This is a genomic window from Marinobacterium sp. BA1, from assembly GCF_041155135.1.
In the GTDB taxonomy this organism is placed as follows: domain Bacteria; phylum Pseudomonadota; class Gammaproteobacteria; order Pseudomonadales; family Balneatricaceae; genus Marinobacterium; species Marinobacterium iners.
The window spans coordinates 1826589-1846087 of sequence record NZ_BAAFHC010000001.1; the positions used below are offsets into that span (position 1 = coordinate 1826589).

Here is a 19499-nt window from a genome sequence, read left to right on the forward strand (position 1 = left end):
TCAAATAATGCTCAGAACCAGCTCATCCGGCTTCGCCGCATACAGTCGCTCGACATCCGCAGCACGCGTTTCAAGCATCTTTCTCTGGTTCAAATTGCCCTTGTCGGTTATCTCACCTTTTTCGATCTCGGCCGGCGTATCCAACACCACCAAGCGACACACCTTTTGTGCCGAGCCTTTGGCAACCTGTGCCATCAGCGTCATGGCCGTGTGCAGCTCTTCACGCACATGTGGGTCCTGCAGCAGTTCGGAGCCGGTCATCTTGCCTTCGCAATCTTCGGCCAGCTTGCGCATGCGCGGTCCGGGTATTACCAACAGTCCCAGGTAATCTCGATCATGACCGGTCAGCACCACATCGGTTACCAGATCGCCAAAGAACTTGTGAACGTTGGCTCGAATACTGGCAACACACACCCAGGTCCCGGTACTGAGTTTGAAGTCTTCCGATACGCGACCATCAAACAGAATCCCTGCAGAGGCGTTTTCAGGATCCTTCAGCTTCCCTGCATCACCGATGCAATAAAAGCCTTCCTCATCAAAAGCCTGTGTGGTCTGATCCGGTGCATTCAGGTACTCCCTGAAGACGATCGGTCCTCTGATGCGCATCTCCAGCTTGGAGGCATTGGGAACAAACTTGATTTCAACCCCCGGCAGTGGCACACCGATATTACCGGGCTTGTCGAGCCGCCAGTGCACGTTAGTGATCGCTGGTGCCGTCTCTGTACCACCCCATTCAGTGGTAAAGAAAACGTCGTTGCCAGTGGCTTCGCAAAGGTGCTTGAGCTCATCCCAGACCGGCCGGGACAGGGCTGCGCCGGCATAGAACAACATATCCAGATTGGAAAAGAAGGTCTGGCACAGCGCTTCGTCATCCCGCATGTGCTCAAGCAGCACTTCATATCCTTTGGGCACATTGAAGAACAGGTTGGGCTTCACATGGCGAATGTTGCGAATGGTTTCACCGATCAAACCGGGCAGCGGCTTGCCATTGTCGATATACAGCGAACCGCCGTTGCGAAGCACCATATTGAAGTTGTGATTGGTGCCAAAAATGTGGCTCCAGGGGAGCCAGTCGAGGACACGCGGCGCCTTCTTCTCAAGAAACGGCATGTACTGTGCAATCATCTGCTGGTTGGAGCACATCATGCGCTGTGTGTTGACCACTACCTTTGGGGTGCCGGTGGAGCCGGACGTCAACAGATATTTTGCATGAGTATCCGGGCCGATCGCAGCAAACAGCCGGTCAACCTCCCCTGTGCTTTCTTTTGACAGCATCTCTTTGAGGCTGTGAATGCCAGAGTTTTCAGGAATGTTTCTGGAGGCAATCACGGCATGATCGCCTCTGCACGCCTCAATGGAAGTGCTGAAATGCTCAGCATCATCGGCAAAGATGGCACAGGGGTTGAGCTGTCTGACAATCGCATGCAGACGGTCATGCGAACGTGACATTAAAGAGTACGCGACCGACACGGGAGTTACGGCAATACCAATATGCATGGCGGCCATTTTGATCAACGCATGATCAACCGAGTTACCCGACAGAATCACCAACGGTCGCTTGTCGCTATTGGGCAAACCAAGATCGATCAGCCCCTGCGCCACGGCTCTTACACGATTGCGAAATTCGGCATAGCTGACTTCATCCCAAGTACTGCCATGACGTTCGGCTATGAATACCTGACCCGGCCTTTCGTCGGCCCACTTTTCCAGCCAGTCACCCACACAGCGATCATAGGGCTTCAGCTCGGTTTCAGAACGTACGACGAAGGCTCCGCCTTCACGTGCTTCAACGGCTACACGGGTATTCGGCAGCTGTGAAAAAATATCTGCACTCATGATAAAACCTTTGAAATATTATTTTTATCAGTCAGTTAACCGGCTTTCAGCACCAGCTCATCGAGCTGATCAAAGCAGAACCTTAGCTGCATGCCCGGCGTGATGTTGACCATTGGTGCCATGGCACCCGACAGCACAAGATGCCCCTTTCTTATCGGAGTACCCAGATCATACAGCTTGCGCGCCAGCCACCAGGTCGCATTCAACGGATTCCCCAGGCACGCAGCTCCAGTACCTCGGACAGGGTCACGGCCTTCAGACTCGATGGATACACTCAGGCGGGTAAAATCCACGCCATTGGGATCAAATCGCTTGGCACCGACCATATACAGGGCAGAGGATGCGTTATCGGCTACGGTATCGACGATGTTGATTTTCCAGTCACGCACCACAGAATCGACAATCTCCACTACCGGCATGAAACACTCAATTTCTGCCAGTATCTCGGTGAACGTCAGATCCCTGCAATCGAGATCATTTTTGAAAATGAAGCCGATTTCGCCCTCCGCCTTGGGCGCGATCAGTTGCGAGCAGTCAATCCGCTCGCCAGAGCGGCGCTCCATATCGGCGAAGAGAACACCATAATCAGGTTGGTCCACGCCCAACTGCCGTTGAACCGCTTCAGAGGTCAAACCGATTTTGTAACCGGTTACTCGCCCTCCTTTCTCCAGCCTGTCACGGTTGACCAGTTGTTGTACCGCATAGGCGTCATCCATGCCGAAATGAGGATAATCTGACGAAATTGGCCCTGTGGCGCAGGCGTCTGCTCGCGCCTTGATAATTCGTTGCGCTACGGCGTTAAATTCTTGCTGGCTCATTTACAGATATCTCTCTGACAGGCGCTTCATGTTTTCCAGAGCCATCACATATTCTTCATGCAACTCATCCACAATCTTGCCGGCTGATGCCACGGCACGAATCGCTCCGACCCCTTGCCCTGCCGACCAGACATCTTTCCACGCCTTGTTGGCCGTCGAAATGTTGCCGGAAAAATCGATCGCCTTACCGGGGCCGACCTGTTCCGGATCAATTCCCGCCTGTTCCAGACTGGCTTTCATCCAGGTTGCATTGACGCCGCTGACCGCTTTGGTCTCAACAATATCCTCAAGACCCGAAGCCACCAGCATCGCGCGATAGTCGTCATTGGCAAAACTCTCTTGCGCAGCGATAAAGCGTGTACCGGAGACAACAAAATCAGCCCCGGCCGCCTGCATTGCCAGCACATCCGCACCTCGCGAGATACAGCCCGCAACGCCCAGGGGGCCATCCCAGAAAGTGCGTACCTCATTGATAAAGGCAAGAGGATTGTATTGCCCGGTATGGCCACCCGCTCCACTGCACACCAGAATCAGGCCATCAACACCGGCTGCAATCGACTTTTTCGCCATCGCCGGCGTGATCACGTCAGCAAACACCTTGCCACCATACGCCTTTACGGCATCGGTCACGCGTGCAGGTGACCCCAAGGCAGTCGATACGATAGCGGGTTGATAACGACGCACCAGATCCAGCTCTGCATCAAAACGATCGTAAGAAGAGTGCACAATCATATTGAGCAGCCAGGGCTGCCGACTGGCATGCAGGGCTGCGTGAATCTGCACCATCCACTCATCCAGTGTTTCCACTGTACGTGCGTTGGCCGCCGGCAAGGCTCCAATCACACCCGAGCGCGCGCTGGCGATAATCAAATCCGGTGAAGACACCAAAAACATTGGCGCGACCACCAGTGGCAAACGCAATTCATTAAACAGGTTCATAAACCCTCCTCAGCGTGCAACCCAACCGCCGTCACTGTGAATGACACAGCCGGTCGTCATCGGGGACTGTTCATTAGAGGCCAGCACAACATAAAGCGCGGCATGATCCGAGGGAGAGGCCATCCGCTTGAGCGGCACGGCATTGGCCGCATTTTCATGGAATCCCTGAATATGATTGAGTGGCTGAGCACGCCCCGAAATGCCGTCCACCGACTTCATCTCGGTATCGGTTGCACCGGGAGACACTCCGTTAACGCGTACATTCGGTGCCATCTCATAGGCGAGCTGTTTAATCATGCCTACGACCGCATGTTTGGACGTGACGTACAAAATGCCGCCGCCACCGGGGTAAAAGCCGGAGTTGGACACGGTCAAAATGATATTTCCGCCGCTTTTGCTCAACTCTTCCTGTGCCGCACGCACCCCGTTCAAATACCCCAATACGTTGACGCGAAACAGGCTATCGAAATTGTCGGCGAGTTTTTCAGGTGCGATTTTGCGCAGCGGTACGAAGTAGTCGAACAGCGCCGCATTACCCACGAAGATATCAAGTTTGCCGAACGCGGCGACCGTCTCGGCCACCGCGCGTTCGTTATCTTCGTACCGGGTCACATCGCCCTGCACCGTGATCAGCCCCTTGGGGAAGTCACGCTTGAGCGCATCCAGCTTGTCGGCATTGATATCGAACACCGCCACCCGGGCGCCCTCGGCCAGGTAACGTTCGACCACGGCCCGACCGATGCCATCGGCACCCCCTGATACGAGGGCCACCTTGGAATCCAGTACTGTCATGTGGCACCTCAGAGGAAGGTGTTGATGTTTTTGCAGGTCAACGTCGCGTTCGGGATCAGGATAAGACGCTTCTTGATCTTGAAGCTCTCCCCGTCCTGCACGATCAGATCCTGACGACGACCATAGATCACATATTCTTCATCCAGACCGCGGCTTCGCACGCTCTGAAAGGTGGAATGCACGACGTACTCACCATCGTTTTCGCCGTAATAGACTTCGACATTGGTCAGCTGATGCACATTACGGGTTGCCGGATTTTCCGCCCAGGCAGAAGGTTGCTTGAAACGTGCAACACGGCGCCCAAGGTCGCGCAAACCGTCATCAAAAAATGCCATGTGGTCTGCGGCGTAAAAACCATGCTCCAGCAGATTCTCACGACGACGGTTCTCGATGCCCGGCATCCAGTAATGGATCTCTTCGTGCATCAATCCCAGCCAGTCATCAAAGCGCTCGTCATCCAGCAAACGGTATTCGTAGTTCAGAAAGTGAGATACGCGGTAATGCTGTTCTACTGAAACCGGGCGCAGTTCATCATACAGAGCGGTCATTATTCAGCCTCCTGCTTGCCAACGTTTCGATTGGGAACTTCGTTCCAGCTGCGGGAATTCAGCATGTCATACCAGTACTGGTAGAAAGCACGGGAGTTGGCCTCATTGAGCTGGCCTTCATAAACGTTAGCCGGCAGCGGAGTATCGGTCAGCAGAGTATCCATGCCCAAACCTACAAACAGGTCCTGCTGAGCCGTGACACGCCCCTTGGCGGTCTTGGTGCAGTATTCCCAGTTTTCGCCGTCGTCCATTTCGAATACGCCGGTCGGGGAAAAGGTCATCATGGCACCCTTGCGCCATTTTTCCTTCACCTCTTCGGGTGCACTCTTGTTCACCACGACCCAGGTAAACAGTTCCATCTTGTTCGGCCCACGCGGCTGCCATATACGCACGGTGTTCTGGCCCGGCAGGAAAGAGAAGTTCGGGAAGATGGTGCAGGACGAAACCGAACCGATCATGTTGGAGCGGAAGTCGCCAAGGCGCTCGGCCACGGACGGCTTGATGGTATGCAGGTACTTATTCAGGGCACTTTCACCCAGTACCGCCACGTTGCCCACGGTATCCAGTGCAAATTCGTATCCGTGACCATTCCAGTTGACGGAATAGGACTCTTCGAAGTCGCTGACCTTGGCAACGGAGCCACCCAGCATCGCACGGGCAGCGGAGTCATGTGTCCAGCCTGCGTGCAGAATGTCACCGACGAAGTTCTCGGCGGCAATTTTCCAGTTGCACTCATAGGTAGAACGGATGCAGCCACCGACAAACTCGGTACCGCCTTCCTGATTGTCGAACAGGGCATCCATGTACCAGGCGATCGGACCCAGGTACTCCTTCAAAGACGGAGCATTGGCATCGAAGGTGGCAAAGACCAGACCCTTGTAGGAATCGACCTGAGCAACCTCTTTCAGACCCCACTTGGACTTGTCGAAATTGCTGTCTTCGTAAACGCCAGACTCATGCTGGCCAACCAGGTTGCCTTCGACATTGAAGGACCAGCCATGGTAGTTACAAATAAAACCACGCGTGCTGCCGGACTCGGCAAAGCAGACCTTGTTGCCACGGTGCGGACAGGCATTCAGAAACACCTTGATGCCGCCGCTCTTCTGGCGAATCACGATCACTTCATCTTCACCCATAGTGGTGGTGATGTAGTCACCGGTTTTCGGGATCTGTGATTCGTGCGCTACAAACAGCCAGCAACGCGCGAATACCTTTTCCAGCTCCTGCTCATAGATCTCCTGGTCGTAGAAGATCTTGCCTGCAATGCGACCGTTCTCAAGGTCGCATACATCCTTGAGCCCCGTCAGCGAATCCGTTACATCGAGTGTTTTAATTATATTTCCCATGGTCTAACACCTTTTAGCCTTAGCCTTTCGCAATTAACGCCGGATCTGCCTCAATCAAGGCAAATATCTCGTCACCCTCAATCTCGACCGGATAGGTTCTCAGGTCGATTTCGCAGGGAAACCCCTGCGCCTTGCCAGTCGGTATATGAAACTGTCCCCAATGAACGGGGCAGGTGATCAGATCATCTTCAATATCACCCTCAGCCAGAGATGCCGTGGCATGCGTACAAAGATCCGCAGTCGCGTAGTACTGACTACCGAGGTTGTACACCGCGATGTCACCAAACTCGGCGTTATCGATTTTCTTGACCTGGTTTTCGGCAAGCTCTGACACCTTGCACAAAAACACCTTTTCAATAACTTCCATTGCTGCTCAGCCTTTCTTCAATTCAATAAAGCCCAGACCGGTCACCCATTCCGGCACCGGCTGATACTCGATCAGTTCGCCGCGTGGTGCATTCACGGCTGCCATGGCGCAAATGAAGTTACGAATTTCCATCGCACCGTTACCGCCGTTCTCCAACACCTGCTCATCGGTAAAGGCCACTAGCCCATCGATATTGGCGTTGCAGCACAGGTCAATGATCTGACGATCGAATTCTTCGTTGACCTTGCCGGTTTCCTTGACGCCAACCCAATGGCTGATACCGCCGCTGCCGATTACAAATACCTGCTCGTCACTATCGAACGCTTCGACGGCACCTCGGATCTGTTCACCCAACTGACGCGCGCGAGTCTTGGTAATAAAGGGGTCTACAGCGCTGGCCAGGTAAACCGGTATCGCACTGATGCTGCGGCCGCTGATTTCCTCGGCACGACGCACAATCAGCTTGTAGGGGATGGAGAACGCGTGATCCGTGGTAAACGAGCGTGCCACGGCCCAGTCGAATCCAGTTTCACTGCCATGAGCCGCGATGTGCTGCGCCAGCGCTTCGTGGTTCTGCACCTGCTCTTTCTTCAGCCCCGGCAACTGGTCCAACGGACCTTCCACATGCCCGGTGGCAATGCAGTACTTGGGCAGGCAAGTGGTGCCAAACAGCATGTAATGGTCATTGCCAACGATAATGACGCTGGACGCGCCACTCTCGGCCAAACGTTCAGCACAGGCTTCGTAGGCATCCCACACTTTTTTGGCTTTCTCCGCCTCGGGTGCATCAGGGGCCACAAACATGACCGGGTCATGCGGTACAAGAAAACCGCCAGTAATCTCTGCCATGATGTTTACCCCTTAATGGATGCGGAGTGGGCGGAATCAGAGCCCAGCTTGCGGTTGTAGGAAGAAACCCGGCGATCCGGTGACATCTCGATCCAGTAGCCAAGCGTCAACATCGGATTCACACCTGCCTCCTGCATTCCCTTGACGTCGAACTCAAGAATCATGCGTACGCCCTCTTCATCAACCGGGAAGCGACTCAGGAATTTCTGCGGGTCTTCGCGGTATTTTTCTTTTGAAAAGCGATCCACGGAGAGGCTCCAGAGGATGCGCTCAAGCACGTCCCGACTCATGCCTGCCCCCCGCCGATAAAGCTGTTCAGAATTTTGAGGAACTTCTGTTTCTGCTCGGTCTGTACCCAGTGGCCGCACTGACCAAACACATACAGATCACTGTTGGGGATGTTCTCGGACAGCACACGCCCACACTGCACTGGCACTACATTGTCTTCACGTCCATGCAAAACCAGAGTCGGCGCCTTGATGTTCTTAACGGCCTTTTCCGGGAAGCCCTTCACCATGGTTTCGCCATCTGTACTTGGCTGAGGAATGAGTTTGCGCAAGGCATCCTGTGCACCGGGTCGCGCACTGGCCTCATAGCGTGACTGCACCAATTCATCCGTGATCAATGACGTGTCGTAAGGGAAAAGCTCCATCAGCGAGCGCATGTTCTCGACTGACGGTTCGTACAACCAGGCACCCGCCAGCCCCTTGGTCTGTACAAAAGTACCTGCCGGCGTACCCAGCAGCACCAGCTTGTCGAGACGCTCCGGATTGAACAGCGCCAGACCGATACCGACCGCGCCACCGAAGGAGTTGCCCACCAGAGACGCCTTATCCAGACCGATGGCATCCATGAATTCAACCAGATGATTGACCCAGAACTTGATGTCGTAGTGGGTATCTTCCTTGAACTCGGTAAACCCGAAGCCGGCGATATCCGGCACGATGACATGGAAGTTTTCCGCCAGCTGATCCATGACGCCGCCCCAGTTGGTCCAGCCGGATACACCCGGACCTGAACCATGCAGCAGCAACAGAGGCGCTCCGGCACCGCATTCAAAGTACGCCGTTTCATGGCCGGCTGCCTGAACAAACTTGCGATCTGACTCTTTCATCACACCTCCGAACATACAGTTGTGTATTCAGATACTAGTGAGTACGTACACAACCGTCAACAGATCGAGTGATTCTCAACACTGAAAAACATTCATAAACAAGGTAAAAAATGATCAAAAAACATATAACCTGTTGTTTATAAAAACATAAGAACTGTTGCATTAACAGAATGGTATGTTCTTTAAAAACAAAAACCATTTTACAAGACTGTGATACCAACAATAAAATAAGATACATATATGTATGTATTGCAGAGGTGGTGACATGAACACGATTTCGGTGAGTTTGGGTGAAGCATCACACAGGCATGAGCTATACCCGATGAAGGAGACCTCACACGGCAGACAGATACTGGTTTTCTCCACCTGGGCAGGGATTACAGACTTCGAACGCGGCGTGGCCGAAAGACTTAACAGAGCCGGACATAGCGCAATACTTGTCGATTTCTTCGGGGAAAGTGCCGACTTATCAACCTTTGAGAAGAAACAACGCGCCATATCGCCCTACCTTCAGGACCCGGCCGTACTTCAGGCTCACGTAAGCGCATTGATTGTTTCAGTCAAGCGGGCAATACCGGCAGTGAACCAGCCCATGTCTGCAATAGGTTTTTGTCTTGGCGGACTGTGTGCCCTGCACGCCGGCCTGCAGGAGCATGACGTTGACACCGCCGTGAGTTTTCACGGGTTACTGAAGCTGCCATCCATAACCGGCCATGCAGCCCAAAATACTCGCTTCCTGATTCTGAACGGGAGTCGGGATCCAATGGTTTCATCTGATGAGGTGACTTCAGCCATTCAGTTTTTTGATGACCGGGCACTGGACATGACACTGGTTTCGCTTGGTGGTACTTATCACTCATTCATGCTGCCGGATGCTGACAATCCCAAGGCTGGTGTGCTCTATAATCCCCAGAGTGCTGATCGTGCATGGGCTTTGTGTGAAAACTTCCTCCGTTAGGCAAAACAGCAGGTAACAGGTAAGACAGGTATCCATTGCTTTTTATACTTAGACTATCTGTCTATATACAGGTACAGATATAACCTTCGACGTGTATAATTCTCGACCATCTTTAACGGGTGGGTATTGAAGGAGCATTGGGTTGAGGGAGTGCCAGATTGACCGTTGTCGTCAGCTGATCCTGTCCATTTCGCTGGTTGGCATTCTACTGACAGGTACTCTGGTCGGTCTAAGCAGTGCCCTGCCCATGTTTTTTTCCGCCCGTGAGCATGTTGAAAACTCAGCACTGGATAGCTTGGAAGCCCGTGCCGCGGCAATCAACAGCCTGCTGGCCGGCTATCAGGATATTGCGCGCCAATTCACAAGCCGTACCGAGATTAGGCGCCGACTCGAAGCGTATGAAGCCGGAGAGTTGGAGTTTGATGAGCTTGTGGCTTTTACTCGGCCCCGCCTCAAAGACCCCATGAGCAAGCTGCCTGAACTGCTGTTCATGCGTCGCAGCGGCCCCGATCTAAAACCGGTTGTCAGCCTGGGGCATAACCCGGGCCTTGAACTTGAACATATCGACACCACCGGCGTGAGCCTCATGCCATTACCAACCTCGACCGGTTTTGTGATTCGGGCGGTGGGTGCAATCACGGATGATAATGGTCGTCGTGTTGGTATCGATACCCTGCTGTTCAGCTCAGAACGGCTAAAGGCGCTGCTTACATCAGACAGTGGCTTCAGTACTCAGGCACGCCTGACGCTGGTACAGGTTTCGCCCTCTGGCACGGTGTTGGCGTCGCTGGACAGTACAGGGGAGTTTGTCCGTCTCCTGCAGCAACATCAGCCCTACCTTGCCGCGCTCACACCCCGCACTCTGATTCATGCAGACGATGGCAAAAACCGCCTGTTGCTGACACCTCTGGCACTGGACAGCTGGGTTCTGGCGGTACGACTGCCTCGATCTGACCTGTATGCCAAGGCCAATCAGCAGCTGCTGACCACCTCTGGTGTGATACTCGCCATGATGCTGCTGGGCCTGTTCCTGACGCGCAGAGCCCTGTCTCCGCTGGTAGCACGCATTACTCAGCAGACTCAGAGGCTTGAAGAGTCCTCTGCTGAGTTGCGCCTGTCTGCCAATGTGTTTGAGCACGCCCAGGAGGCAATCATCGTCACTGATCCCGGTCTCAAAATTCAGCGCAGCAACCGCACCAGCAGTGAAGTCACAGGTTACTCATCCGAACAACTGCTTGGCATCGGGCTTGATCAGTTGTTCGATCAGTCCAGCCGTCAAGGTGATCAGATTGAGCTGATCCTGCACACCCTGAACCGTGATGATGCCTGGCAGGGTGAGATCAACTATCGTCATGCAGACGGACATATCATTCCAACACTGCAAACCATCAGTGGTGTGCGGGATGATCAGGGGCGCATCAACCACCTGATCCATATTTTCAATGACATCACCGATGCCAAGGAAAATGAGCGCAGAATGCAACGACTGGCCAGTCAGGACTCACTCACCGGACTGCCCAATCGCGCCAGCCTGAACCGACAGATCGAGCAGCAATTGCAGCAGGCGGCACAGCAACAACAGCGTTGTGCACTTCTGTTTATCGACCTGGACAACTTCAAACCGGTGAATGACAACTTTGGTCACGCTGTTGGTGATCAGCTGCTGAAAACGGTTGCCAAACGTCTACAACATGCATTGCGTGAAGAAGACAGCGTGGGCCGCCTTGGTGGCGATGAGTTTCTGGTATTGACCGGGAACCTGCAAAAGCCAGAGGAAGCCGATGTCATCGCGGCCAAATTGATTGCGCACCTGCTGGAGCCCTTCCATATAGCCGAACACAGTATCAATATCGGCGCCTCCATCGGTATCGCCTATTTCCCGGACGATGGCTGTGACACACAAACCCTGACCCGCATGGCGGATGAAGCGATGTATGCCGCCAAAAGGCAGGGGCGCAACTGCTACGTCAAGACTACCTCTCTCGACTGAAAACGATTATACAGCCCCTGTTCGGTTACACCTGAATGGGGCACATATAAGATCCTGCGCACTCAAGCAGTGCACCTCTGGGAACCCACGTCCCTTGCCCGCCCTTGGCGTGCACTCCACTGCCCAATAGCTGATCTGATTTACTGGAACGAAAATTGCTTTACTGCTGGTAGAACAGATCTGGAGTGATACCCATGCTATTTCGACGCCGCAGTAAAGCCGAAACACAACAGAGCAGACTGCTTGAATGTCTCACGCACCTGGAAAGCTCTGAACTGACCCGCAAACAAGTGCCAGACGATGCTTTAAGACAGCAGCTTGAACAGCTGCAGCTTCAGCTCAGAGAGCGGCATAGCGTCAACTCCACCCAGGGAGTTCGGAGCATACTGCACACAATCAGTAGCCTGCTGCAACGCTGCGGGCTGTTTGCCGGTCATACTCGCCGTACACTGGTTCAGCAGGAAGGTCTGATTGAGCAAATGGAGCAGCGCTCTTCGCTGCTGGAAAGCGAGCTGAATGCCGCTGCCGACAAGGTCGGACAGTCACGGGACGAAGTCGGGCAACTGCAACAGACGCTGGGCGACACCGTCAGTGATACCAGTAAAGCGGTGATAAAAGCCATGGAGGGCATCTCAGCCAAACTGGAAGACAAGGCGAACGGCGCCCATTCAGTACTTGAAAACATCATTCGTATTGGTGCGCAGATTAACCTGCTGGCCCTGAACGCGGCCATAGAAGCCGCCAGAGCCGGTGAGCATGGTCGCGGTTTTGCTGTCGTTGCCAACGAAGTACGCAATCTGGCCGAAGTCACTGTCAAGCATGTCAACGAAGCCCGTGAACAGCTTGATTTTGCAGCGATTGAAGAGGACCTGACCGAGCTGCGTCATCACACGATGAGCAAGCTTGAATCATCGGACCAGGCGGTCCGCTTCTCTCAAGAGCGTCTGGGTAATCTGTTTGACCACATCAACGAGGACATCGGCCAAGTACGCCAGAATACGGATATCCTGTTCGAGACCCTGCATCTGCTTAAAGACTCCATGGGACGCATTGAGGACAAACAGCTTTGGATCTCCTCGCTTTCAACGCAGATCAGTCAGGCACTTGAAGTACTGCCCTCCGGGCTTGAGAGCCTGAGCGCCGCCGAAACACCGCTGGAGCGACTGCGCGCTCAACTGGGATTCACCTCACACAAAGACCGGCTAAGTCAGATTCAGCAGCGAGGTATTTTGCGTGTGGCGGTGGAACCACAGTTTGTCGGACTGTCATTCCGGCGCAAACCGGGAGAGCCTTTGCAGGGCCTTGATATCAGCTATGCCCATGCATTGGCTGAACACCTTGGGGTTAGGTGCGAGTTCGTCGAGACCCCATGGGATTTGTGTACTGAGCGCCTGTTCAGCAGCGAACAACCCGGCGGGATGCCAGCCGATATCGTTATCAGCGCACTGCCACCGGATGAAGGCTATGCACACGTTGCCTATTCAGACCCCTACACCTATTTACACTGCGTTTTGGCGCGCCGCGTGGGTGACAGCAGCATTCGGTCCCATACCGACCTGGAAGGCAAGGCACTGGGTATTATCAATGACCCCGCCGCTTTTGCCGTACTGGACAACCTTGGCATCGGTACGGATACCAACAGCCGAATCAGGCTGTCGAACCTTCTTGCCTACTCAGACCAGAGCCGCATCCATGACTGTCTTGCCAGGGGAGTGGTTGATGCATTTATTGTCGACCTGCCGATTTACCACTGGGCCTGCAACAACCCTGACAGCCCCTGGTTTGGCAAGATTGAAACATTGCCGGGGAACCTGGCAGATCAGTCCTATTTTTACTCGATGGCCGTGTCAGCGGATGCGGACAATGCAACACTTCTCAGCGAGGTCAATCGATTCATCCAGCACTTTACGACGACTGCAGAGCGGGAGAAAATCGAGCGGTTCTGGCAGGGCCAGGTGATTCAGGACAGCCTGAGCCTCGACAGTCTGCCCGGCGAACTGAAAGGGGCAGACGATCTGCATTCCATGGCTGCAGCTGCCCAAGCAGCTTGAGGCAAAACCGTCCGCCTTAACTCTCTTGCACTCTCTGCCGCTCAGCAGATCCGTGGCAGCGGTTCACTGTTCAACCAGTCCAGCAGGCGGTTGCCGCCAAAGCGAGTGCGCAACTGTACAAACTGCTGCGGGTCAGCAGTGACAGTGCCGATAATGGCTGCGGCCTGTCCCTCTGGACGGGCGCGCATTAGATCCAGCAGCATGGGAGCCTGTTCAGGCGGACAGATCGCAATCAACTTGCCCTCGTTGGCGAGGTAGAGCGGGTCCAGCCCAAGCAGTTCACACACCGCCTGTACCGGCTGGATCACCGGTATGGCGGCCTCTTCCAGCTGCATTCCGACGCCGGACTGCTGTGCCAGTTCGTTCAGTGTATTGGCCAACCCACCGCGAGTGGGATCACGCATGCAGCGCAGTTGTGGTACCTGCGCGACCATGGCTTGTGTCAGCCGGTGCAGTGCGCAACTGTCGGAACGAATATCCGCCGCAAAGCCCAATGACTCACGCTGGGTCAGAATACAGGCACCATGATCGCCCACACTGCCCGACAGCAGGATACAGTCGCCGGGACGTGCCCGGTCACCTGACAGATCAAGCCCCTCAGGCACAATGCCGACACCGCTGGTGTTGATGAACACGCCGTCGCCCTTGCCGCGTTCGACCACCTTGGTGTCACCAGTCACGATTGGTACGTTCGCCTCGCGGCTGGCCTGCGCCATCGATTCCACAATGCGGGCCAGTTCGGCCAGAGCAAAGCCCTCTTCCAGAATAAAGCCCACCGACAGTGCATGTGGTCGGGCACCGCACATGGCCAGATCATTGAGGGTGCCATGTACTGCGAGCGAGCCAATATCACCACCAGGGAAAAACAGCGGCGACACCACATGGCTGTCACTGGCGAAGGCAAGTCGCCCGGCCGGCAAGCTCAGCTGAGCCTGATCATTGCCCTGCGCCAGCCACTCATTGTCAAACGCCCGTGCAAACAGCTGACTGATCAGCTGTGCCATGGCCCAGCCTCCGCCTCCATGTGCCATCTCGACCTTGCCGTTGGTCAAATCCAGTCGACTCATTCTCTCTCCTGCATCGCAATCCGCCCCCGGTTGTAACGGTACCAGGCAGCACAGGCCCCTTCCGATGACACCATACAGGCACCCAGCGGATTATCCGGTGTACAGGGCGTACCGAACAGTCGGCACTGATCCGGCCGCTTCTGTCCACGCAGAACAGCCGGGCATTCGCAGGCTGGATGCTCTCTGGCCCTTGGCGCTGACAGTTCAAAACGCTGTTCGGCATCATAACGGGCATATTCTGGTCGTATTTTCAGTGCACTTGCCGGCACCTCACCCAATCCGCGCCATTCAAAGCTGCTTCGGCGCTCAAACACCCTCTCGACCAGTACCCTGGCCTTTGGGTTGCCGTCAGGCGTAACGGCCCGGCTGAACTGGTTTTCAACTCTGGCCTCATGACGATTCAGCTGCCCAACCAGCATACTGATGGCCTGTAGCAGGTCCAGTGGCTCAAATCCGGCAATCACGACCGGTTTGCCAAACTGTCGCGGGAAAGGCGCGTAGGCTTCACTGCCGATCACGGTACTCACGTGCGCCGGACCGATAAAACCATCGATGGCAGTAGCCTCGCCCTCTCTCGGGGTCAAAATGGCGTGCATCGCCGCCGGGGTCAGCACATGGTTGCACAGCACTGAAAGATTGCTGATGCCCATTTCATCGGCACGCTGAATCAGTACCGCCGTGGGCGGTGTTGTGGTCTCGAAGCCGATGGCAAAAAACACCACCTGGCGCTCGGGGTGCTGCTGCGCCAGCGTCAGCGCCTCCAGCGGTGAATACAACATGCGTATATCAGCCCCGTCGGCACGCGCCTTGAGCAAACTCTGCCCCTTGCCGGCGGGTACCCGCAACATGTCACCGTAGCTGCACAGAATCACCTCCGGCAGACGGGACAGTTCAAGCGCCTGCTCCAGGCGCACGACCGGCAATACACAGACCGGGCAGCCAGGGCCATGGACCAGTTCAACATTGTCAGGCAGCAGCGCGGGCAGGCCGTAACGGAATACCGCATGCGTGTGCCCGCCACAGAACTCCATCAATCGGTAATGACGCCCCGGATCAGCCTGCTGATGGGTATGCCGCGCCAACTGGTGGGCCAGTTCGGCATCACGAAATACGTCCACGTACTTCATTGTTGCTGCGCCGCCATCTGCTGCAGTATTGCCAGAGTCTTTTCAGCCTCGACCCGGTCCAGTTTCTGCAGCGCAAAGCCCACATGCAGAATCACGAAGTCACCTACCTCAAGGCCATCCAGCAATGACACGTCTATCTCGCGGCGCACGCCCCCCATATCGGCCAGCGCACGCCCCGGGCCAGTCAGTGCCACCACTTCAACCGGTACAGCCAAACACATCAGCCTTGCTCCCTTTCCCGTTCGACATTCGCACGCATGATCGACACCCATACCTGCCCCAGTGACAACGCGGCATCTCCCGGGGGCAGATCTATCGGCAGGCGCGGCGTCAGCCCCTGCCGCTGCAACGCGTCCACCAGACCCGCTCGAAGCCAGCCGTTCAGCAGGCAGCCACCGCTGAGAACAACATCGCTGACACCCTGTTCATGTGCGGCTTTACCGGCCCATGCAGTCAGCGCAGCGATCAGGTTGGCATGAAAGCATTCAGCCCCTTCACGGGCATTGTCCATTTCAAGCAGACGCTGCAGCAAGGGGGTCACATCCAGACAGTTGCCATCACTCACACGCCAGAGTGAAGCATCAGGTTCAGGCAGCTGCCTGACCTGTGCTTCCAGCAACATGGCGGCCTGAGCTTCAAAGGTCTGTACATCACAAACAGCCATCAACCCCGCCACCGCATCGAACAGTCGCCCAAGACTGCTGCTGGGCGGGCAATTGATATCTGCACGCAGCATCTGTGCAACCTCCTGCCAAAGAGACTGGTGGCCAAAACGCTCGGCCATCAGGTCCTCCCGGCCCAGCTGAAACAAAAGTGCCAGTGCCAGCCGCCAGGGCTCCCGTGCGGCACGGTCACCACCGGGCAATGGCAGCGGCTTCAATGCACTCAGCCGCTCATGGCCGCTCGCGTTCACCTTCAGCAACTCACCACCGCGCAACTCACCCGCTTCACCCAACCCTAGTCCATCCAGTGACAGTCCGATTACCGGGCCGGTCAATTGATGTTCGGCCATCACGGCGGCCACATGGGCATGGTGGTGCTGCACCAAGCTGACCGGAATGCCCTTTGCATCGGCATACTGCTGCGCCAGTCGATAACCGTAGCTGTCCGGCTGCAGGTCGACACTGACCTGTGCCGGGGTTACACCATACAGCGCCGGCAGTTGCTCAACCTGTAACTGCAAACGGCGACAGCTTTCGACACTGGCAAGATCACCCAGCGGGGGTGACAGCCAGGCGCGCGGCCCCTGGCTGAGGCAGAGACTAGTTTTAAGGTAGCCGCCCAGTGCCAGCATGGGTGGGTCGGTAACCGCCAGTTTTATACTCTGCGGCGAAACGCCTCGGCCTCTGCGCACCCAGGCCCCGGAGGCCGCCAGTACGCTGATCACAGGGTCGTCCTGAGGCTGAACGATGTCGCGATCATGCAGCAGCAGCCGATCCGCAATGTCCCGCAGTTGCGTTCGGGCATCCGCATTGGTGTGGATCAGTGGCTCCCCGCTCAGGTTGGCACTGGTCATGACCAGCAACAGGGACTGCGATTGAACAAGCCAATCGGTGCCGACAGGTCGTCCTGCCGCTTCATGGAACAGCAGCCAGTGCAACGGGCTTTGCGGCAACATGACGCCAAGTCCATTCAGTCCCGGCGCCACTGTGTCAGGCAACATCCCTTGCCTGACGCAGGGGGCTATCACGATCGGCGCACCCGGATGCGTTAGCCAGCGTGTTGCGGTCTCGCTCAGCTGCACCAAAGGGTCCAGCGACTGCGTGTTTGCAGCCATGATGGCAAAAGGCTTGTGCGGGCGCTGTTTGCGCTGGCGCAACCGTGCAATGGCGGCAGGGTTACGTGCATCACAGATCAGATGAAATCCGCCCACCCCCTTGAGTGCCAGAATCCCACCGCGCCGAACGGTATCCAGTGCCTGCTCCAGGGGATCTGCCTCATCGAGCCGAACTCCATCAACCGTCTCAACCCAGACCGAAGGGCCGCAATCGCTGCAGGTATTGGGCTGGGCATGAAAGCGTCGATCGGCGGGGCTGTCATATTCATGCAGGCACGACGGGCACTGGGGGAACATGGCCATGCTGGTATTGTGACGGTCATACGGCAACCGCCTCAGAATGCTGTAGCGCGGGCCACACCGGGTGCAGTTGATAAAGGGATAGCGCCAGCGCCTGTTACGAGGGTCGAACAGTTCAGCCAGACAGTCATCACAGGGAGCAAGATCCGGCAGTATCTCACCGCTGTCGTGGATTTCATCTTGAGAAGGCTGAATACAAAACCCGACAAGGTTCGGCTCATCCGGCATTGTGACGCGCTCGATGCGATCAATCCGGGCAATCACCGGTAACCGGTCCTGCAACCGAGGCTCAAACTGCTGCAGGGCTGCCGCATCACCCTGCAGCTCAATACAGACGCCCGCCGGCGTGTTATACACCCGCCCCTGCAAACCCAACTCGCACGCCAACCGGTAGACCAGTGGGCGAAAGCCAACGCCCTGAACCAATCCCTGAACACGCAGATACTGCACTAGAGCAGAGACTCCAGCCGGATCGCTTCAGCCTGCAGTGCACTGATTCTCTGTTGCAGCCGTTGCTGTCGTCGCTGATTGACCCAGTCGACCCAGCTTTCCATGCCTTCACCAGTGCGGGCTGAGAGCTGGATCACCTCAATGTCGGGGTTGATGCGCCGGGCGTAATCGATGCAGGCATTCAGATCAAACTCCACGTAAGGCAACAGGTCGATCTTGTTGATCAACAGCAGGTCCGAGTGGTGAAAGATGTCAGGGTATTTCATCGGCTTGTCATCGCCTTCGGTCACCGACAGAATCACAACGCGATGAGCCTCACCCAGATAAAAGCCGGCCGGGCACACCAGGTTGCCCACGTTTTCAATGAACAGAAGCCCCCCCTGCAGATTGGGCAACTGCTGCATGGCATGGCCAATCATGTGCGCATCCAGATGGCAGCCCTTGCCGGTATTGATCTGCAGTGCCGTCGCACCTGCCGCGCGGATACGTTCAGCGTCACGGCTGGTCTGCTGATCGCCCTCAATCACCGCCAACGGCACCTGGCCGGACAAACGCGTGATCGTGGCTGTCAGCAGGCTGGTCTTGCCGGAACCGGGACTGGAGACCAGATTCAGCGCCAACAGCGCCTGCTGTTCAAACAACTCACGATTGGCGACGGCATAACCCGCGTTTTCACTCAGGATATCCTGTTCAATCTGCACTAGACGGCGTGTGCCATCCGTCTGATGAGGTGTATGTTGATGCTCATCGTGCCGGTGCCCGTTCGTACTGCCCACCTGCACTTCGTCCTTGCCGCAACCACAGACGCCACACATCATTCCACCTCCAGCTCATGTACCCGCATTTCATCCCCTTGCAGCAACTGCAACCGATAGCTGCCGCAGTGAACACAGGCATCAAACCGGCTTGTGACCGGCTGCTCCTCGCCACACTGCTGACAGCGGGCACGCGCTTCAGGGCTGATAATATCCAGGGCCGCCTCCTCTGCCAGCGTACCTCGACAGGCGGCGGTGAAACAGAAACGCAGTGACTCGACTTCAACCATCGCCAGCGGCCCAACCTGCAGCCAGACATGTTTTACCCGCCTGAAATGCTGCTCCTGCGCTTGCTGCTGCAACAGTCGGATGATGCTATTGGCAATCGACATTTCATGCACTCGACCATGCTCCC

The 19499-nt window shown here is 55.8% G+C and carries 19 protein-coding genes; 3 read left to right on the forward strand and 16 right to left on the reverse strand.

What is annotated here, in order from left to right:
• From ACAM29_RS08830 to ACAM29_RS08875, 10 genes are read right to left on the reverse strand one after another with little or no spacing between them, the layout of a single operon-like run.
• The gene (locus ACAM29_RS08830) at positions 1 to 1836 is read right to left on the reverse strand and encodes a feruloyl-CoA synthase (RefSeq protein ID WP_369623907.1); all 1836 of its coding nucleotides are present in this window, start codon (positions 1834 to 1836) and stop codon (positions 1 to 3) included.
• 35 nt (positions 1837 to 1871) lie between these two features.
• The gene (locus ACAM29_RS08835) at positions 1872 to 2654 is read right to left on the reverse strand and encodes a 2-keto-4-pentenoate hydratase (protein WP_369623908.1); all 783 of its coding nucleotides are present in this window, start codon (positions 2652 to 2654) and stop codon (positions 1872 to 1874) included.
• The gene (locus ACAM29_RS08840) at positions 2655 to 3593 is read right to left on the reverse strand and encodes an NAD(P)H-dependent flavin oxidoreductase (protein WP_369623909.1); all 939 of its coding nucleotides are present in this window, start codon (positions 3591 to 3593) and stop codon (positions 2655 to 2657) included.
• Between the two features lie 9 nt (positions 3594 to 3602).
• The gene (hcaB, locus tag ACAM29_RS08845) at positions 3603 to 4385 is read right to left on the reverse strand and encodes a 3-(cis-5,6-dihydroxycyclohexa-1,3-dien-1-yl)propanoate dehydrogenase (protein WP_091825752.1); all 783 of its coding nucleotides are present in this window, start codon (positions 4383 to 4385) and stop codon (positions 3603 to 3605) included.
• 8 nt (positions 4386 to 4393) lie between these two features.
• Positions 4394 to 4933 (reverse strand): 3-phenylpropionate/cinnamic acid dioxygenase subunit beta, encoded by a 540-nt coding sequence (locus ACAM29_RS08850; protein ID WP_354411732.1) that lies wholly within the window; start codon positions 4931 to 4933, stop codon positions 4394 to 4396.
• Positions 4933 to 6279 (reverse strand): aromatic ring-hydroxylating dioxygenase subunit alpha, encoded by a 1347-nt coding sequence (locus ACAM29_RS08855; RefSeq protein ID WP_354411729.1) that lies wholly within the window; start codon positions 6277 to 6279, stop codon positions 4933 to 4935. Before ACAM29_RS08855 ends, ACAM29_RS08850 begins: the two co-directional genes overlap by 1 nt.
• 19 nt (positions 6280 to 6298) lie before the next feature.
• Positions 6299 to 6646: a non-heme iron oxygenase ferredoxin subunit gene (locus ACAM29_RS08860; protein ID WP_369623910.1), complete on the reverse strand. Its 348-nt coding sequence runs from the start codon at positions 6644 to 6646 to the stop codon at positions 6299 to 6301.
• A gap of 6 nt (positions 6647 to 6652) precedes the next feature.
• Complete coding sequence (locus ACAM29_RS08865) at positions 6653 to 7495, reverse strand: protocatechuate 3,4-dioxygenase (protein WP_091825739.1); 843 nt, start codon at positions 7493 to 7495, stop codon at positions 6653 to 6655.
• A 5-nt stretch (positions 7496 to 7500) separates the two neighbouring features.
• Positions 7501 to 7785, reverse strand: coding sequence for an extradiol ring-cleavage dioxygenase (locus ACAM29_RS08870; protein WP_091825734.1), 285 nt, complete (start codon positions 7783 to 7785; stop codon positions 7501 to 7503).
• The gene (locus tag ACAM29_RS08875; RefSeq protein WP_091825728.1) at positions 7782 to 8609 is read right to left on the reverse strand and encodes an alpha/beta fold hydrolase; all 828 of its coding nucleotides are present in this window, start codon (positions 8607 to 8609) and stop codon (positions 7782 to 7784) included. The genes ACAM29_RS08870 and ACAM29_RS08875 overlap by 4 nt, the downstream gene beginning before the upstream one ends.
• Before the next feature lie 265 nt (positions 8610 to 8874).
• On the opposite strand from ACAM29_RS08875, the gene ACAM29_RS08880 reads away from it, so the two are divergent.
• The 3 genes from ACAM29_RS08880 (at position 8875) to ACAM29_RS08890 (ending at position 13608) form a co-directional block, all read left to right on the forward strand.
• Entirely contained in the window at positions 8875 to 9567 is a 693-nt protein-coding gene (locus tag ACAM29_RS08880; RefSeq protein ID WP_369623911.1) for a dienelactone hydrolase family protein, read from the forward strand.
• A gap of 142 nt (positions 9568 to 9709) precedes the next feature.
• On the forward strand, positions 9710 to 11557 hold the full coding sequence (locus ACAM29_RS08885) for a diguanylate cyclase (RefSeq protein ID WP_369623912.1): 1848 nt from the start codon (positions 9710 to 9712) through the stop codon (positions 11555 to 11557).
• 194 nt (positions 11558 to 11751) lie between these two features.
• Positions 11752 to 13608, forward strand: coding sequence for a methyl-accepting chemotaxis protein (locus ACAM29_RS08890; RefSeq protein WP_369623913.1), 1857 nt, complete (start codon positions 11752 to 11754; stop codon positions 13606 to 13608).
• A gap of 41 nt (positions 13609 to 13649) precedes the next feature.
• On the opposite strand, the gene hypE is transcribed toward ACAM29_RS08890, so the two are convergent.
• Genes hypE through hypA form a run of 6 tightly spaced genes read right to left on the reverse strand, consistent with a single transcriptional unit; the run spans position 13650 to position 19476 of the window.
• Entirely contained in the window at positions 13650 to 14675 is a 1026-nt protein-coding gene (gene hypE, locus ACAM29_RS08895; protein WP_369623914.1) for a hydrogenase expression/formation protein HypE, read from the reverse strand.
• Positions 14672 to 15802: a hydrogenase formation protein HypD gene (hypD, locus tag ACAM29_RS08900; RefSeq protein WP_369623915.1), complete on the reverse strand. Its 1131-nt coding sequence runs from the start codon at positions 15800 to 15802 to the stop codon at positions 14672 to 14674. The genes hypE and hypD overlap by 4 nt, the downstream gene beginning before the upstream one ends.
• Positions 15799 to 16023 carry a HypC/HybG/HupF family hydrogenase formation chaperone gene (locus ACAM29_RS08905; RefSeq protein ID WP_091825702.1) on the reverse strand — a complete coding sequence of 75 codons (225 nt, stop codon included), beginning with the start codon at positions 16021 to 16023 and terminating at the stop codon, positions 15799 to 15801. The genes hypD and ACAM29_RS08905 overlap by 4 nt, the downstream gene beginning before the upstream one ends.
• Complete coding sequence (gene hypF / locus ACAM29_RS08910) at positions 16023 to 18329, reverse strand: carbamoyltransferase HypF (protein WP_369623916.1); 2307 nt, start codon at positions 18327 to 18329, stop codon at positions 16023 to 16025. Before hypF ends, ACAM29_RS08905 begins: the two co-directional genes overlap by 1 nt.
• Positions 18329 to 19147, reverse strand: coding sequence for a hydrogenase nickel incorporation protein HypB (gene hypB / locus ACAM29_RS08915; protein WP_354411709.1), 819 nt, complete (start codon positions 19145 to 19147; stop codon positions 18329 to 18331). Before hypB ends, hypF begins: the two co-directional genes overlap by 1 nt.
• Positions 19144 to 19476 carry a hydrogenase maturation nickel metallochaperone HypA gene (gene hypA, locus ACAM29_RS08920; RefSeq protein WP_091825818.1) on the reverse strand — a complete coding sequence of 111 codons (333 nt, stop codon included), beginning with the start codon at positions 19474 to 19476 and terminating at the stop codon, positions 19144 to 19146. The genes hypB and hypA overlap by 4 nt, the downstream gene beginning before the upstream one ends.
• Between the last annotated feature and the right edge of the window lie 23 nt (positions 19477 to 19499).

Excerpts from the sequence above, each read along its gene's own strand:
- ACAM29_RS08830 (WP_369623907.1), bottom strand. The coding sequence starts at position 1,836 with ATGAGTGCAGATATTTTTTCACAGCTGCCGAATACCCGTGTAGCCGTT.
- ACAM29_RS08835 (WP_369623908.1), bottom strand. The coding sequence starts at position 2,654 with ATGAGCCAGCAAGAATTTAACGCCGTAGCGCAACGAATTATCAAGGCG.
- ACAM29_RS08840 (WP_369623909.1), bottom strand. The coding sequence starts at position 3,593 with ATGAACCTGTTTAATGAATTGCGTTTGCCACTGGTGGTCGCGCCAATG.
- hcaB (WP_091825752.1), bottom strand. The coding sequence starts at position 4,385 with ATGACAGTACTGGATTCCAAGGTGGCCCTCGTATCAGGGGGTGCCGAT.
- ACAM29_RS08850 (WP_354411732.1), bottom strand. The coding sequence starts at position 4,933 with ATGACCGCTCTGTATGATGAACTGCGCCCGGTTTCAGTAGAACAGCAT.
- ACAM29_RS08855 (WP_354411729.1), bottom strand. The coding sequence starts at position 6,279 with ATGGGAAATATAATTAAAACACTCGATGTAACGGATTCGCTGACGGGG.
- ACAM29_RS08860 (WP_369623910.1), bottom strand. The coding sequence starts at position 6,646 with ATGGAAGTTATTGAAAAGGTGTTTTTGTGCAAGGTGTCAGAGCTTGCC.
- ACAM29_RS08865 (WP_091825739.1), bottom strand. The coding sequence starts at position 7,495 with ATGGCAGAGATTACTGGCGGTTTTCTTGTACCGCATGACCCGGTCATG.
- ACAM29_RS08870 (WP_091825734.1), bottom strand. The coding sequence starts at position 7,785 with ATGAGTCGGGACGTGCTTGAGCGCATCCTCTGGAGCCTCTCCGTGGAT.
- ACAM29_RS08875 (WP_091825728.1), bottom strand. The coding sequence starts at position 8,609 with ATGAAAGAGTCAGATCGCAAGTTTGTTCAGGCAGCCGGCCATGAAACG.
- ACAM29_RS08880 (WP_369623911.1), top strand. The coding sequence starts at position 8,875 with ATGAACACGATTTCGGTGAGTTTGGGTGAAGCATCACACAGGCATGAG.
- ACAM29_RS08890 (WP_369623913.1), top strand. The coding sequence starts at position 11,752 with ATGCTATTTCGACGCCGCAGTAAAGCCGAAACACAACAGAGCAGACTG.
- hypE (WP_369623914.1), bottom strand. The coding sequence starts at position 14,675 with ATGAGTCGACTGGATTTGACCAACGGCAAGGTCGAGATGGCACATGGA.
- hypD (WP_369623915.1), bottom strand. The coding sequence starts at position 15,802 with ATGAAGTACGTGGACGTATTTCGTGATGCCGAACTGGCCCACCAGTTG.
- ACAM29_RS08905 (WP_091825702.1), bottom strand. The coding sequence starts at position 16,023 with ATGTGTTTGGCTGTACCGGTTGAAGTGGTGGCACTGACTGGCCCGGGG.
- hypB (WP_354411709.1), bottom strand. The coding sequence starts at position 19,147 with ATGATGTGTGGCGTCTGTGGTTGCGGCAAGGACGAAGTGCAGGTGGGC.
- hypA (WP_091825818.1), bottom strand. The coding sequence starts at position 19,476 with ATGTCGATTGCCAATAGCATCATCCGACTGTTGCAGCAGCAAGCGCAG.